Here is a 14,834-nt window from a genome sequence, read left to right as displayed (position 1 = left end):
TGCGACACGCCTATGCCGTCATGTGACGACACGCGGGCGAGCTGGGGTAGTCTCGGCGCGCGGCTGATCAGCCGCAACAGGAGTGCGGGGGCGGAAGTGCGCGGTGGAATGGGAGATTCATGATCACCCCCGGCCGAGGTCTCGTCGGTGTCGTCTCGGGATGTGTGGCACTGCTCACCGGATGCAGCGGCCACGACGACGCCGCGCAGGTGCGCCAGTCCAATACCGGGGTGGCGGTGGCCGATACCGCCGAGATGCAGCGCAGCGCCTTCGTCACCGCCTGTGCGGGGACCTCCGCGGGCTGGCAGGCGACGGCCGTGGTGAGCAATCGGGATGTGGTGGAGCACAAGTATCTGGTGGTGATCAGCTTCATGACGCCGGAGGCCACCGATCTGGAGCGGACCCGTACCGAGGTCCTGGTGGCGCCGGGCTCGACGCAGGACTTCACCACCGAGACGCTGTTGGATCCGGTAACCCGGCCGCAGACCGTCCGGTGTGTGCTGCGAGGAGTGGAGCAGCTCTGACCGAAGTTCGTGAATCGGGCGTACGCGCGGCAGCACCGACCCGAAAGTTGCGTGGGGACAGGGGCGGACGCTTAGGATCACCAGCGCCGGCCATGCTCTGTGGGCCGCACCTCTAGGAATAGCCGAAGGTTCACTGGCCCCTGCGTCGGTGGCGATGCGCGTTCTCCGGATGTGGATTTGTCGGTGCCATGGTGCATGCTCTTGGCACGCAGATGTCCGCCCCGTCCGCTCGGAGTGCCCCATGTCGACCCGTACCAAGCCACAGCCCTTGTCGGATACCGAGATTCGGCAGATCGCCGAGGAAATCGACGCGGGCCGGCCACCGATGGTGTGGTTCACCGCGGCAGCGGTCGGCGTTCCGGAAGGTCGTTCCGGAAAGGTGATGTCCCTCGGGGATCCGTCCGAAGGGGACTTCCTGCAGGTGAAGCCGACGGGCTCGAAGGATGTGCTGTCCTTCGGTCCCACCGAGGTGACCCTGACCAAACCGGGCCGCCAGACCCAGGCCAAACCGGCCGCTGCGCCGGTGGCCGGTGCGAAACCGGCCAGTGCTCAACCGAAAACGGCAATCAGGAAGGAACCCACCGTGACGATGTCGTCCCCCACGACGGCGCCGGCCGCCGCGCCTAGCGCCCCCGCTCCGGAAGCCAAGGTCGAGACCTCGCAGCCGGCCGCGGATTCCGCGCCCGAGACCAAGGCCAAGCCCGCCGGCTCGCGCCCGGCCCGCGGTGCAGCCACCGCGGCCGCGGCCCGCAAGCCCAAGGCTCCCGAGGTGACCGTCACCCTCAGCGGCACCGCCGACGGGGAGTGGACCATCGATGTCGTCAATGGGAAGAAGCGCACGATTCGTGGCCTGTCGGTCCCGAGTTCGGCTGTCTCCCAGGCGGCCAAGATCCTGCACCCCGAGGTGTCCGAGGTCGTCGACAGCATCCTGGAGTCGGTGCGCTCCGCGCAGCGCGCCAAGGTCGAACAGCTGCAGGCCGAGCTCGAATCGGCCCGTCGGCTACTCGAAGACCTGGCCTGACGAATCCCCGCCCGAGCAAACCCGGCCCGAGGGCAAATAGCCCAACCCTTTTCGTGCCGGGTTGGCCTTCCTCCGGCTCACACGGCGGATTCGCGCTGCCAGGTGCGAGGGCCGGATTCGGGACGGCTGCGGCGCAGATCGTCGTGGAAGATGTAGCCGAGGGAGTATTCCTTGGCGTGATACATGGCCGAATCCGCCTCGCGCAGTAGCTCGTAGACCGTGGTCTCGGTCTCGCGGTGCTTCGTGCAGGCGATGCCGATACTGGCCGCGATGCGCACCTCGGCCGCGCTCAGCTCGAACGGTTCCCCGAGCGTGGCCAGCAGCCGCTCGGCCAGCTGGCGGGCCTGCTGCTGGGCCAGCGGAGCCAGCACAACGAATTCGTCACCGCCGTAGCGCGCGGCCGCGTCATCGCGGCGGATCACCCGGCGGATGCGGGCGGCCGCATTGGCGATGAGCTCGTCACCCACCGCGTGCCCGTAGTTGTCATTGACCCGTTTGAAGCCGTCGAGGTCGATGAACAGCAGTGCCAATGGTTGTCCGGCCCAACGCTCCCTATTACGATGCAGCGCCCGCAGCAGGGCGGCGCGGTTCAGGAGTCCGGTCAGCATGTCGTGGTCTGCCTGATACTGCGCTCGCCGTTCGCTGCGGGCGCTGCGTTCGATGGCGCGTTCACTGCGTAGCAGCACGCCCGCTAGTAGTAGGGCGAACAGCGAGGAGACCACGATGCGGTCCAGGGTATTGAGGCTCGAGCCCACCACCGGCACCAGCGAGGCCACGATCATGACGATGGCGATGATGCTGGCGCGCTGGCGGGATCGGTGCGGGTGGATGTCGCGCGGCCCGCCCAGCACCACCATGCTCGGGTGCAGCGCGGCCGCGCCGATCAGGGTGAAGCCCAGTTGCAGTGGCAGCAGTTGGATCTGACGGCCCAACACCGCCGAGCCCGCGGTCTCCAGGTTATAGGCCAGGTCACCGGCCAGAATCACCAGCATGGCCAGGTGTACCAGCCGCAGCGAGGTCTCCGAGCGCGCCGCGGTGATCACCGAATGCACGATCACGGTGAGCAGCAGGGCGTCCACGATCGGATCCGCGACGCAGGTGACGGTCGTGAAATCGATGCGGTGCGCCATGTGCAGCACCGGCGAGATGAGGAAGGTCCACGACAACAGCAGCGCGCCCAGGCCGATCAGCCCGGAGTCGAGCAGCAGATCGTGATCGGTGCTGTTCTGGCGTGGGCGCAGCCACAGCAGCGCGGCCACGCCGACACAGCAGTAGGCGCTCAGGGTGAACAGATCGTCGAAGGGGTGGCGCTGGGATTCGGAGATGTGGCGCAACGCGGTGCCGATGGTGAATTGCACGGCGGCCGCGGACAACAGATACCAGGGCAGGGGATGCCGGGGCCGGTACCTGCGCACCCCGAGGCCGATCATGGTGAGACTGATGGCCACCGAGGCGAAGAGGGTGCCCAGGGCCACGGCTCGAGTGTTGATCACCAGGGGCAGGCCGAGGATGAGTACGCCACCGATGAACAGCGTGGTGCGCCAGCAGATCCTGAAGCGTCGGCCGGACTGTTCGGCCGGTTGTGCGTCCGTTCCCACCAGCCCCCCTGTCCGAGCAGTACTCGAAAAGACACCGCCGATCATCAACCGTGTGTGTTGCGGTACGAGCATAGGTCCCCACGCAGCGGTGGCAGAGTGCCCGGTCGAGAAAGGCGCTGCCACTATTTGGGCAACCGAACCGATCATGACATGAAAAGGCCCGCTCCGGAGCGGAGTTCGTCGAACTCGCAAGACCGCTTTTCGCGAGACTCGTTATGCTCCCTGCGAATCGAACCCTACGGCCTGCACGACCCTGTGAACAGGAGCCCGAATGGAATCGACGGCGGGACGCTGGTGGGCTCCGGGCCGGGTCAATCTCATCGGCGAGCACACCGATTACAACGACGGCTACGTGCTCCCGATGGCGCTGCCACTGGGGATGACCTGCACGGCTCGCGCCAGACCCGATGGCGCCGTGCGGCTGAGATCCAGACAGGCGCCAGCGGAGGTCGACACCACCACGACCGCTCTGGCCACCGCCGGCTGGTCAGAATTCCCCACCTGGTCGCGCTACCCCCTCGGCGTGATCCGCGAATTCGAGCGCCGCGGCCATGAGGTCCCCGGCATCGATCTCGACCTCGACAGCACGGTCCCGATAGGCGCGGGCCTGTCCTCCTCCGCCGCCCTGTCCTGCTCGGTCGCGCTCGCCCTCCGCGACCTCTTCGCGCCCACGATCACCGCCATTGAGCTCATCGACATCACCCGCACCGCCGAAAACGTCTACGCCGGGGTCCCCACCGGCACCCTCGACCAATCGGCCGCCCTGCTCTGCACCCCCGGCCATCTCCTCTTCCTCGACACCCGCACCGCCGCCACCGAACAAATCCCCTTCGACCTCGAAGCCTTCGCCCTTTCCCTGCTGGTCCTCGACACCGGCACTCCACGCCAACTCGTCGACGGCGAATACGCCACCCGCCGCACCGAATGTGCCGCCGCCGCAGCCCAACTCGGCGTCCCCTCCCTGCGCGACATTCCCTACCCCTCCGAAGTCGGCCGCCTCCCCAACCCCCTCCTCCGCCGACGCGCCCGCCACGTGATCACCGAAAACGCCCGTGTCCTCCAAATTGCCGAACAATTGCGCAAACGTGCCGACCCTCGCCGAATCGGCCCCGTCCTCACCGCCGGCCACGAATCGTTGCGGGACGATTTCGAAGTCTCCGCCCCGCCTTTGGATACAGCTGTCGACGCGGCTTTGGCAGCAGGCGCCCACGGCGCCCGCATGACCGGCGCCGGCTTCGGCGGCAGCGTCATCGCCCTCGTCGACCGCGACCGCGCCGGCGCAGTTTCGTCGTCGGTCCGAGAAGCTCTCACCGCCAAGGGATTCCCTCCGCCTCGCACCTTCACGGTCACGCCATCGGCGGGCGCCCACCGCCTCGATTGACGAGGTGCGGACGCCGCTGAATATGGCTGTGCCGCTGCCGTCATCCGATCGCGAGTGACGAGACCGGATGACGGCAGCGGGGTTCGGGTTACTTGGCGGGGGCGATGGAGGGCTGGGTGATGGTGGTGAAGTACTGGACTGCGGCGGCGATGGCCACCGGTGCGGTGACGAAGAGTTGGCCGGCGACGGTACCTACGAAGCCGACTGCGCCGGCACCGATGAGGCAGCCGGTGCCTGCGGCGCCGAGGAGGGGAACGAACATGGCGGCCAGGACGCCCGCGGAGCCCAGGGTGACCAAGCCCGCGCCGCCGATGGCGCCCAGGAGGCAACCGAGCGCCGCGCCGCCCAGACCGCCGGCGAGGGTGCCGATGGTGGCGCCCATGGAGATGGTGCTGGTCATGCGGCTCCAGGCGGCCTGTTCACGTTCGTAGTCGGACTTCCAAGGGGCGCTGTTCTCGAAGGGGAGGGCGACCGGCTGGTAGACGGCGTGGGCGGTGTCGAACCGGGGGGTGAGGGTGGCCACGCGGTCATGGATGTCGGCTGCGATCGGGAAGACGTAATCATCGACACGGAAGGACAATTCGGTACCGGCGACGGTGGCGCCGTCGGCCGCCTTGATCTTGAAGACGCCGTCCTCCACCACCAGCGAGCCGGCATCCGTGCGGATGACCAGGTCCCTCTCGCCGACGGTAGCGGTGTAGTCGATGACACCCGCGTCGGCGGGGGTGGGTGCGGCGTTCACGGTTCCGGCGGTGATCCCCAGAGCGGTCGTCACGAGGGCGGCGGACACGGCGAACTTGTTGAGCTTCATCAGTTTTCGTCTTTCGTCGGTGCGGGTCAGGGTCCGCACGATCGGAAGCAGCTCCCGTTCGCGAGAGCTGCGAAAGGGTGTGGAAGGTCGGCGGCACGGCCCGGAGGCCGTGTCGCTCAGCGTTTCGGTGCCTAGGCGGTGGTGGCGCGCAGGCGGGCTCCCACACCCACCAGCACGTCGATCACCAGGAAGGCCAGCAGTGGCAGGCCGATCATGGGCGCGAACCAGCCGATCACCAGGGCAGCCGCTGCCAACGGCGCCAGGAGGATCAGCGGGGTCCGCGCCAGCGCCCGGCGCGGGGGCTTGCCCGCGGCGAGCTTCGACTCCCTGGTCGGCCGGCGTCGCCACCACATGAGGTAACCGCGCACGATCACCGTGACCAGCCCGGCCATGATGGCCAGCAGCAGCAGCTGATTGGCCGGGCCGAACATCAGGCCCATGTGGAACTGGATTCCCCAGTTGGTGAGCTGAGCCACGAGCGGCCAGTCGGCGTACGGCAGCTTGTCGGTGACATTGCCGGTCGCGCCGTCCACCGCGATGGCGTCGCGGGTGTACTGGCCCGGACGCCGCAGCTCCTGCGCGACGAAGGCGGTGCCGTCCTCGGCCGGAATGCTGATCTCCAGCGGCCCGGTCAGGCCATTGGCGCGGGCGACGCCGAAGACGGTGTCGACCAGTGCCGCCTTGTCGGCCGATGGCACGGCGGCGGGCGCGCCGCCACCGTGGTGATCGTGCTCACCACCGGCGGGCATGGCAGGTCCGGTCGACCCTGGCAGTGTGGCGCTCACCGCGGGAGTCGTCCAGCTCATGGTCTTCCGCAGCTGGGTCACGTTCTCGCCCGCGTACTTCGACCAGGTCATCCCCGTCGCCGACAGCAGCAGGAGCACAGGCAGGATCCAGACCCCCACCACCGCATGCCAATTCAGCGTGCGGGCCCGGGGCCGCGAGCGGTCGGGCCGCACCAGCCAACCGGGCGAACGCTTCTCGCGCCGCGCCCGCACCCGCCGGTACCAGAGCACCAGCCCGGCCAGGGCCACCAGCCACAGCCAGGAGGCCGCGATCTCGCTGTAGTAGCGGCCGAACGCGCCCAGGTGCAGATCCTTGTGCAGCTTGTCGATCCAGGTGCGCATGGGCAGCGCGCCCGAGCTGCCGTAGACGACACTGTCGCCCACCGGCTGCGCGGTCACCGAATCCACGAACACCGCACGGCGCTCGGACTCACCCAGCGACGGATCGCTGAAGATGACCCGCGTGGTGTCACCGGCGTTCTGGCCCGGAGCCACCGCCACCGGTGCCAGGTTCGGCTCGACCGTCTGTGCGGCCGCCACCTGCTCTCGCAACGGCTTGGCCGGTCCGGTCGAATCGGTATGCAGCAGACCGCTGGAGGTGATGTTCTCCAACGTCGGCGAGATCGCGTACAGCGCACCGGTCACGGCCGCGATCAGGATGAACGGCGCCACGAAGACGCCCGCATAGAAATGCAGTCGCAGCATGAGCGCCTGAAAGGCATTGCCCACGCTCCGTTTCGGAGATCTCCCGGGCGACGGTGGCTCCGTCTCCGGGGTAGGGGAGGGCGGCGGTGCCGTATCGACACCGCTGTCAGTGATTGTCACCAAGAGTCTTTCGGGTTCGAGGGAACACCCGGGACACGCGGCACAGGGGAAGGACACGTCGCAGCGACGCTGGTCCGGGCATGCCATGACCCCCTCATGGCGCGTACGCGACTGCCACCGCGTGCGCACAGCGGTCATGGGGATACCGGGACGCGCATGACACCACCGCGACGGCCGCGGACGTACAGCGCCGTCACACGGACGCGAAAGCCCGTGTGCCCGGGTGAAATAAGGGAATCAGCCTCGAACGAGCGCGGGTGGACCGCGGGTGTGGAAGACGTCGGCCGCGAAGATGCGCAGCACGACGAGATCCCGGTGCGGGATGGGCAGCAGCGGCGGCCCGGTGAGCACCGGCAGTATGATCGGCCGCGGCAGCGCCCAGGCCAGCACCGTGGTGCCGATCCGATAGGCCGCCTCCGCGCCCAGAATGACGACGGTCGCCGCGCAGGCCGCCACGATGTGCGCGGCCAGCATGGCCGGACTCCACATCGAAGCATCGTGGTGCTGATGGTGCATGCTGCCCGGCGAGCCCCACATCATGCTGAAGTGACCCAGCAGCTGCCCGCCGATCAGAGCGACCACCAGTCCGGCCGCCGTGGTGCGCAGCGCGTGCACGCTCGCGACCACCGCGCCGACCGCGGCCGAGGCGGCGACCAGCAGTGTCAACGGCCCCGACTCCAGGGGCGCGGCCCCCGAGATCCAGCCGTGCGCCGCCACCGCGAGCGCCCCGGAAACCGAACCGGCCGCCCCGCCACGCAATACCGCAGCATCGCTGCTGGTTTGCGCCGCACGGCGGCCGGACTCGAAACTCACGCGCTGATAATAGCCAGCGCTGATTCCCCGAGCTCTCGTGCCCCACCGCGGGGGCGGCGGGGCACGAAAGGAACTGGTGTTCAAGGTTTCTGTGCCCCTGCTTCGTGCACAGAAACCGCTGACCGATCGGCGACCGCGGTGGCGAGGCGCGCTAGTTCTCCGTGACTTCCATCTCGATCAGCGGCTTGCGCAGCAACTTGCCGGTGGCATTGCGCGGCAGCTCATCCAGGAAGATCACCTCGCGCGGCACCTTGTAGCGCGCCAGGTTCTCCTTCACGTAGTCCTTGATCTCCTGGACGTCGCGCTTGGAGTCCGGGCCCGGAACCACGATGGCGCGCAGGCGCTTTCCGAAATCGCGATCGTCCACGCCGACCACCGCGGCCTCCAGGATGTCCTGGCGGTTGGACAGCAGGTTCTCGACCTCCTGCGGGAAGACGTTCTCGCCGCCGGAGATGATCATGTCGTCGTCGCGGCCGTCGATGAACAGCAGACCGTCGGTGTCGAAGTGGCCGACATCGCCGGAGGACATGAAGCCGTCCACGTATTCCTTGGTGCGGCCGTCGGTGTACTGCTTGAACGAATGCCCGTTCTCGATGAAGATCGTGCCGGTCACATTGGGCGCGGTGATGCGCTTGCGGTTCTCGTCGTAGAGGGCGACGCGGATGCCGACCGGCGGCTTGCCCGCGGTGGTCGGGGCCTTGCGCAGTTCCGGCGGGGTTGCCACGGTCATGACCGCGCACTCGGTGGAGCCGTACACGTTGTAGAGCGTCTCGCCGAAGTAGTCGAGGGTGCGGGTGACCACATCCGGCGGGATGGCCGAGCCGGCGGCGAAGATGACCTTCAGCGTCTGCTTCGGGTCGTACTTGGCCAGGGTCTCCTCCGGCAGGTCCAGGATCCGCTGCAGCATCGTCGGGACCACGGTCAGGCCCTGGGCGCGGTACTTCTGGATGTTCGCCAGCGTGCCCTCGGGATCGAAGCGGCGCTGCTGGAACACCACGCGATTGCCCAGTGCGATCGACAGCGTGAACTGCGACAGGCCGGTGGCGTGGAAGATCGGGGCGGCCATCACCACGGTGCTGTTGCGCGGCAACGGAATTCGATCCAGGAACTGGGCCGTGATGAACGGGCTGACCTTGTCGCGCGGCGCGCCCTTCGGGGTGCCGGTGGTGCCCGAGGTCAGGATGACCATGCCGCCCGGCTTCTCCGGCGGGGTCAGCGGCGCGGTGGACTGCCCGGCCGCCACCGAATCGATGGTCGGAATCGACGGGTCGGCATTGTCCTTCTCGTCGACCCAGGTCAGGATGCGCGGGATCTCGGCCGGAATAGCGCTCATCAGGTCGAAGAACTCGCTGTCGTGCAGCACCGCCTTCACCTTTTCGCGGGCGGCCACATCGGTGAACTGCGGCTTGGCGAAGCCGGTGTTCATCAGCACCGCGCGCACGCCGAGCTTGCCGGCGGCGACCAGGCTCAGCACCATGCCGCGATGGTCGCGGGCCAATACACCGATCACATCGCCGGGGCCCAGGCCCTGGGCGGCCAGGCCGCGCGCGAAGGCATTGGACTGCTGGTCGAGCTGTTCGAAGGTCAGCTCGCCGCGCTCGTCGACAATGGCCGCGGATTTCGGATTGGTATTGGCCGCGTGCACAACCGCACCCGCGAACGGTCCGAACTTCAGCACATTGAGCGCCGAGCGCACCGCGTGATCCGGGCGCAGCGGATTGAAGAGTCCCCCTCGGACCATGGCGTTGACGCTGAGCGCCGTATCGCCGGCCTTGCGTAGAACCGTGCCAGCCGATGGAAGGGCAAGTGACATGGGTACAACCTTCCGCGATCGCCCGCCGGACGAGTCGCCGGACGGACCGCAACATCGAGATCCAGTGCGGTGCTAACACTAGCAAGCGCAGGCAGTCGCGGTGTGGCCGAGGTCTCCGTTACCGGTAGTAACGAATAGACCGTCCAGCTCGTGGCCGAGATCCCAGGATTGCCGCCGTATCGCGGCGGCCATTCGGGTCGACGTCAGGAGCGGACATGGGCCCGAATGTGAAGAGCGAGGCGCCTATTGGCGCGCGACAGGAGGTTCGTACTCCACGAGGACGCGGCGCAGGAGTTTGCCGGTCGCGTTGCGGGGGAGATCCTCGAGGAAGAAGACGTCCCGCGGGACCTTGTAGCGCGCCAGGTTGGCCTTCACATAGGTCTTGATCTCGTCGGGAGTGAGCGCCGCGCCGGATTCAGGAACGATGAACGCGCGCAGGCGCTTACCGAATTCCACATCGTCCACGCCGACCACCGCGGCGTCGAACACGTCGGGACGCTCCAGCAGCAGGTTCTCGACCTCCTGCGGGAAGACGTTCTCGCCGCCGGAGACGATCATGTCGTCGTCGCGGCCGTCGATGAACAGCAGCCCGCGATCATCGAAGTGCCCGACGTCGCCGCTGGACATGTAGCCGTCGATGACCTCTTTCTTCCGCCCGTCGGTGTAGCCCTTGAACGGTGAGCCGGAACGGATGAAGACCCGGCCGGTCACATTCTTGGCGAGAACGCGCCGCCCATCGTCGTCGAACAGCGCCACCTCACAGGTCAACGGCGCGCGCCCGGCCGTCCCCGGTGCGACGGTCAGATCCTCCGGCCGGGCGACCGAGGCGATCGCGCACTCGGTGGAGCCGTAGAGGTTGTAGAGCACCGGGCCGAACACCTCGGCCGTGCGCACCGACAGCTCCGGCGACAGCGCCGAACCGGCCAGCACGATCCCCTGCAGTGACGAGGCGTCATACTTCTGGCGAATCTCCTTGTCCAGCTCCACGATTCGATGCAGCATGGTCGGCACCGCCACCAGCATGTCGGCGCGATGCTCGGCGATCAGGCGCAGCGTCCGCTCTGCGTCGAAGCGGCGCATCACCACCACTTTGTTTCCGAACGCGCATCCCGTCAGCCAGGTCGCGAACCCGGTGGAATGGAAGATGGGGGAGACGATGACCATCGTGCCCCGCTGCGGGAAGTCGATGCGATCCACCATCTGCACCGTCGACAGCGGTCCGGTGCGCTCGCGCGGGGCGCCCTTGGGCAGGCCGGTGGTACCGGAGGTGAGGATGATGAAGCCGCCCGGCTTCTTCGGGGCCGGCAGCGGCGTCGGTGCGTTGGATTCGATGAGGTCGTCCAGAGTCTTTGCGCCGGAAGGTATTTCGATGCCTTCGTCGACCCAGGTCAGCACGCGCGGCAGATCCTCGGGGAGGGCGTCGAGCAGACCGAGGAATTCGCTGTCGTGCAACACCACTCGTACGTTCTCGCGCTCACAGACCTGTGCGAACTGCGGTTTGGCGAAGCCGGTGTTCATCAGCGCCAGTCGCGCCCCGAGCTTGCCCAGCGCCGCCATGGTCAGCACCAGGCCCCGGTGATCGCGTGCCAGCACGCCCACCACGGTGCCGGGCGTGATCCCCGTCCGCTGCAATCCGCGGGCCAGCGCGTTCGACCGCTCGTCGAGCTCCCGATAGGTCAGTTCGCCGCGCTCGTCGGCGAGGCCGGGCTGGTCCGGGAATATGCGCGCCGCGCGCCGCACGGCCGTGGCCGGGGGCCCGAAAACCCTGGAGTCCTTCAGTAACCGCATCGTCTCCACCGGATCGGATGGATCGCTCAAACCCAGTTCCCGCAACCGCCTCAGCCCCTTGAGCGCCTCACCGGTGTGCGCCATGCGCTGCCGAGCGGAATGCAGAACCGAGGCCATGCGGACCACCTCCATTGACGAGCCGCCCGCCGTCCGTCCCGACGGCGGTAGCGCCACCGTAACAGCGCACTGTGACGGTCGTTACACAAATTCGGTCACAACCGGCATAGCCGACGATGTGCGAATGGTCCGCCCCCGTTCACCTGTTGATCGCCAATCGTTAACCATGGTGGCCCAGGCTGCGGGTTCCTTCCCGATCAAAATGAGGTACCCAGATGGAATTGCTCGCTGTGCTTGCCAACATCGTCGCCACCATGAGCAGCGGCAGCGCGTCGCTCGCGTCGCTGTAGCCTGGCGTTTCGTGCGAACAGCCCGCCGGTCGACCGGCGGGCTGTTCGCGTTCCTGGAGCTCAGGCCTGGTCGAAACCGGTGTTCAGGCCCAGATCCGCGGTGGCATTCAGCTCGGCGGCCATGCTCGCCAGCTTGCCCCGGATGGCGCCCACGGCGTCGGGGCCCAGGGCCAGGCGCAGCGGCGGGTTCGCTTGGCCGACGGTGGCGAGGACCGCGGCCGCGGCTTTGCCGGGATCGCCCTGCTGCTGTTGATCGGAGGCGGGTAGGCCGTCGCGAACGGCGCCGACGGTATCGGCGTAGTCGGGGATGGCGGAGCCGATGGTGAGGGCGGCGGGCTTGGCGAAACCGGTTCGGAATTCCCCGGGTTCGACGATCAGCACCTGGATGCCGAGCGGATTCACCTCGGCGGCAAGGGCTTCGCTGGCCAACTCCAGCGCGCCCTTGGCGGCGCTGTAGGCGCCCACGCCCGCGAAGGACAGGAAGCCGCCCATACTGGTCAGCTGAACGATGGCGCCGGCGCGGCGCTCCCGCATCTGGGGGAGGACCAGCTGGGTCAGGCGCAACGGCCCGAAGAACATGACCTCCATGGCGTCGCGCAGGTCGGCCTCGGTGGTCTCCTCTATCGCGCCGACGATCCCGTAACCGGCATTGTTGACCAGCACGTCAACGCGTCCGGCCTCCTTCACGGCCCGCTCGGCGGCGGCCGGGTCACGCACGTCCAGGGTCACCACCTGAACTCGATCCGGGTGCGCGGCAACCACCTCCGCCATGGTCTCGGGGCGGCGCACCGCGGCCACCACCTCCTCCCCGGCGGCCAGTACGGCCGTGGTGAAGGCCGCGCCGAAACCGCTGTTCGCTCCGGTGATCAGCCAGCGGCGGGGGTTCTGTGCAGTCATGGTCGCTTCCTTTCGTCGTGTCTCCCCCCGGGTGCGCCGGGGCGTTGGCACAAGACTGCCCATGCGCGGCGTGTCCCGGTATGGCCCAAAGGTGGAATATGGACGGGTGACCGGAGCCCTCACCGACCCCACTCGCCGCCCGCGCCCGCTGCCCGAGGGCGACCCGTTGAGTGCCGAGGACCATCGGCGAGTGATCGGCGTGCTCGAATCCGTGGATCGCGCCGGGGATCTGACCGAGTTCCGGGAGCGGCTGCTGCTGGCATTACAGAGCTGGTTCGGATTCACCGGAGTCGCGGTGCTGCACGGTGATTCGCTCGGCGAGGCGATCCGGGAGGGCTGCGGAATCCAGGGCGGCTACACCTCCGAATTCATCGCCGAGTACGCCGCGCGCTGGATCGACATGGATCCCCTGCGTGGTGAAGGGGTCATCGAGATGCTGCGCGCCCGCGGCGTCATCCGGCTGAGCGAGGTGCCCGAGGCCACCCCGTTTCTCACGGACTTCCTGCGCCCCAATGGGATCGGCGACAAGGCCGCCACGCTGGTGGACGGCGGTCCGGCCGGTGTCCTGTATGTCGGTGTGGCCGTGGCGGACTCCCCGCGCGTGACCGAACGGGACGTGGCCGTCCTGCACGCTCTGCGGCGGCATCTCGCGCCGCTGGTCGCCGATCAGCTGGCCCGGGACCGGGAGCGGCGGGACGCCACCGCGAACTGGCGGCTGACGCCGCGGGAATGGGAGGTCGCCGACCTGGCCGCGCGCGGATTGACCAATCGGCAGATCGCCGAGCGGCTCTTCATCGGCGTCGACACCGTGAAGAAGCACCTCAGCCGGGTGCTGGCGGAGACCGCCTGCACCAGCCGGACCCAGCTGGCCGTCCGCTTCACCGCCGCCTGAGCCCGCCACCATCCGGTATCGAACCGGCCGATTGTGCGCTGATCGCCACGACATCGGATGATGAGAGACCTCTTCGCTTCGGGCCGGCGTCCCCGCTTGGCCATCTACGTCAACGACGGCTGGTCCCTGGGCGGCGCCTCCGAGGTCTTCAGCGCCATGCGGAACCCGCTGGCAGGCTGACGCTTCCGCTCAATGCCCGCCGGAGGCGATCTTCTTCGGATCGATGAACGACTGCAACGGCGACAGATGCGTATAGGTGTCGATCAAGGCCCGTCCCAGGGTGGCGTGCGCCTCCACCACCGGATTCGTGGCCCCGTAGTTGTCCGCGTCCGGCGCCTGATCGGCGAAGAACGAGAACACCACCAGCGGCGCGCCCGCCGCATCGAACATGATCCCCGTGTCGTGCCGCTTGTCCTCGGACGCACCGTGTTTGGTGGCGAACCGGGCCCGCTCGTCCGACGACATGTTCCGCCGAATCCCGTCCGTGTACCCCACGGCCGACCACGTCATGATGCGCAGCACCGCCTGCGTCGACTCCTTCGACAACAGCGTCCCAGACGCGAGCCGGTACAGCAGATCGTTGTTCTCCCGGGCCGTCGTGTTCCCCAGATAGAACCGGCTCTCCCCGGGCAGCGGCACCACCCGGGTCTGCTTGAACCCCAGCCGATCCAGCGTCTCGTTGATCTGCTCCCCCGACACGAACCGCGACATCAACCGCACCGCGGTGTTGTCCGACACCTGCAGCATCGTGGTCAGTAGATTCGCCACCGTGAGCTGATCCCCGAACGCCGCCTGATTCAGATACAGCCCACTGCCCTCGGCCACCATATCCGCATCGAGAGTCGTGGTGTCGGACAGCTTGATCCGCCCGGCGTCCACCTCACTCATCAGAGCCGTCATCACGGCCAGCTTCTGCACACTGGCCCCCTCGACGACGAAGTCCGCATCCTCCTCCACCACCGGCACCGGCTTCCCCGACCCCAAATCACTGACCAGGCAATGCCACCGCCCCCCGGCCACCTTCGCAATGGCCCGATACTGCGCATCGAACGCCGGCCCCACCACCGGCACACCCGCCCGGGCCGCCCCCGCCCGCATCATCCCCCCGGCGGCAATAGCGCCGGCCCCCAATAGCATCCGCCTACTGAATCCACGCACCGGCGAAACCTATCCGCCTAGATCACATTTCGGCAACCACAACCCCAATACTCCCAGTTTGCAGCCATTTCGGCAGTTCGTCGCGCCACATCCGCCTTGCTCCCCGAGCGCGGAGTGTCAA

12 protein-coding genes are annotated in these 14,834 nt (G+C 67.9%); 4 read left to right on the top strand and 8 right to left on the bottom strand.

Annotated elements, in window-relative coordinates:
* Positions 1-119 precede the first annotated feature (119 nt).
* A complete protein-coding gene (locus GLP40_RS07635; RefSeq protein WP_154787126.1) occupies positions 120-524 on the top strand; it encodes a hypothetical protein in 405 nt (134 codons plus the stop codon).
* 241 nt (positions 525-765) lie between these two features.
* A complete protein-coding gene (locus GLP40_RS07630) occupies positions 766-1,545 on the top strand; it encodes a DUF6319 family protein (protein WP_154787125.1) in 780 nt (259 codons plus the stop codon).
* Between the two features lie 77 nt (positions 1,546-1,622).
* On the opposite strand, the gene GLP40_RS07625 is transcribed toward GLP40_RS07630, so the two are convergent.
* A complete protein-coding gene (locus GLP40_RS07625) occupies positions 1,623-3,143 on the bottom strand; it encodes a GGDEF domain-containing protein (protein ID WP_328289831.1) in 1,521 nt (506 codons plus the stop codon).
* A gap of 271 nt (positions 3,144-3,414) precedes the next feature.
* Between GLP40_RS07625 and galK the strand changes: the two genes are divergently transcribed.
* A complete protein-coding gene (galK, locus tag GLP40_RS07620) occupies positions 3,415-4,524 on the top strand; it encodes a galactokinase (RefSeq protein ID WP_154787123.1) in 1,110 nt (369 codons plus the stop codon).
* 88 nt (positions 4,525-4,612) lie between these two features.
* Here galK and GLP40_RS07615 read toward each other — a convergent pair whose 3' ends face one another.
* From GLP40_RS07615 to GLP40_RS07590, 6 genes are all read right to left on the bottom strand, one after another.
* Complete coding sequence (locus tag GLP40_RS07615; protein ID WP_154787122.1) at positions 4,613-5,335, bottom strand: hypothetical protein; 723 nt, start codon at positions 5,333-5,335, stop codon at positions 4,613-4,615.
* A gap of 131 nt (positions 5,336-5,466) precedes the next feature.
* On the bottom strand, positions 5,467-6,945 hold the full coding sequence (locus GLP40_RS07610) for a PepSY-associated TM helix domain-containing protein (RefSeq protein ID WP_407671543.1): 1,479 nt from the start codon (positions 6,943-6,945) through the stop codon (positions 5,467-5,469).
* 237 nt (positions 6,946-7,182) lie between these two features.
* A complete protein-coding gene (locus GLP40_RS07605; RefSeq protein WP_328289829.1) occupies positions 7,183-7,758 on the bottom strand; it encodes a hypothetical protein in 576 nt (191 codons plus the stop codon).
* A gap of 151 nt (positions 7,759-7,909) precedes the next feature.
* The gene (locus tag GLP40_RS07600; protein ID WP_154787120.1) at positions 7,910-9,571 is read right to left on the bottom strand and encodes an acyl-CoA synthetase; all 1,662 of its coding nucleotides are present in this window, start codon (positions 9,569-9,571) and stop codon (positions 7,910-7,912) included.
* A gap of 243 nt (positions 9,572-9,814) precedes the next feature.
* Positions 9,815-11,476, bottom strand: coding sequence for an acyl-CoA synthetase (locus tag GLP40_RS07595; protein WP_154787119.1), 1,662 nt, complete (start codon positions 11,474-11,476; stop codon positions 9,815-9,817).
* Between the two features lie 350 nt (positions 11,477-11,826).
* Entirely contained in the window at positions 11,827-12,663 is an 837-nt protein-coding gene (locus tag GLP40_RS07590; protein WP_154787118.1) for an SDR family NAD(P)-dependent oxidoreductase, read from the bottom strand.
* Positions 12,664-12,769: 106 nt separating this feature from the next.
* Here GLP40_RS07590 and GLP40_RS07585 point away from each other — a divergent pair, with 106 nt between their 5' ends.
* Positions 12,770-13,555, top strand: coding sequence for a helix-turn-helix transcriptional regulator (locus GLP40_RS07585; RefSeq protein WP_328289828.1), 786 nt, complete (start codon positions 12,770-12,772; stop codon positions 13,553-13,555).
* Positions 13,556-13,744: 189 nt separating this feature from the next.
* Here the strand turns inward: GLP40_RS07585 and GLP40_RS07580 are convergent, their stop codons facing one another.
* On the bottom strand, positions 13,745-14,692 hold the full coding sequence (locus GLP40_RS07580) for a serine hydrolase (RefSeq protein ID WP_230329325.1): 948 nt from the start codon (positions 14,690-14,692) through the stop codon (positions 13,745-13,747).
* Positions 14,693-14,834: the final 142 nt, after the last annotated feature.

It is taken from the genome of Nocardia aurantiaca, from assembly GCF_009708175.1.
Taxonomy (GTDB): domain Bacteria; phylum Actinomycetota; class Actinomycetes; order Mycobacteriales; family Mycobacteriaceae; genus Nocardia; species Nocardia aurantiaca.
Note: the sequence above shows the minus strand (reverse complement) of the source record. Positions and strands in the feature narration are given on the sequence as shown.

Coding starts and splice junctions, on each gene's coding strand:
- GLP40_RS07635 (WP_154787126.1), top strand. CDS start 120: ATGATCACCCCCGGCCGAGGTCTCGTCGGTGTCGTCTCGGGATGTGTG.
- GLP40_RS07630 (WP_154787125.1), top strand. CDS start 766: ATGTCGACCCGTACCAAGCCACAGCCCTTGTCGGATACCGAGATTCGG.
- galK (WP_154787123.1), top strand. CDS start 3,415: ATGGAATCGACGGCGGGACGCTGGTGGGCTCCGGGCCGGGTCAATCTC.
- GLP40_RS07615 (WP_154787122.1), bottom strand. CDS start 5,335: ATGAAGCTCAACAAGTTCGCCGTGTCCGCCGCCCTCGTGACGACCGCT.
- GLP40_RS07600 (WP_154787120.1), bottom strand. CDS start 9,571: ATGTCACTTGCCCTTCCATCGGCTGGCACGGTTCTACGCAAGGCCGGC.
- GLP40_RS07595 (WP_154787119.1), bottom strand. CDS start 11,476: ATGGCCTCGGTTCTGCATTCCGCTCGGCAGCGCATGGCGCACACCGGT.
- GLP40_RS07590 (WP_154787118.1), bottom strand. CDS start 12,663: ATGACTGCACAGAACCCCCGCCGCTGGCTGATCACCGGAGCGAACAGC.
- GLP40_RS07580 (WP_230329325.1), bottom strand. CDS start 14,692: ATGCTATTGGGGGCCGGCGCTATTGCCGCCGGGGGGATGATGCGGGCG.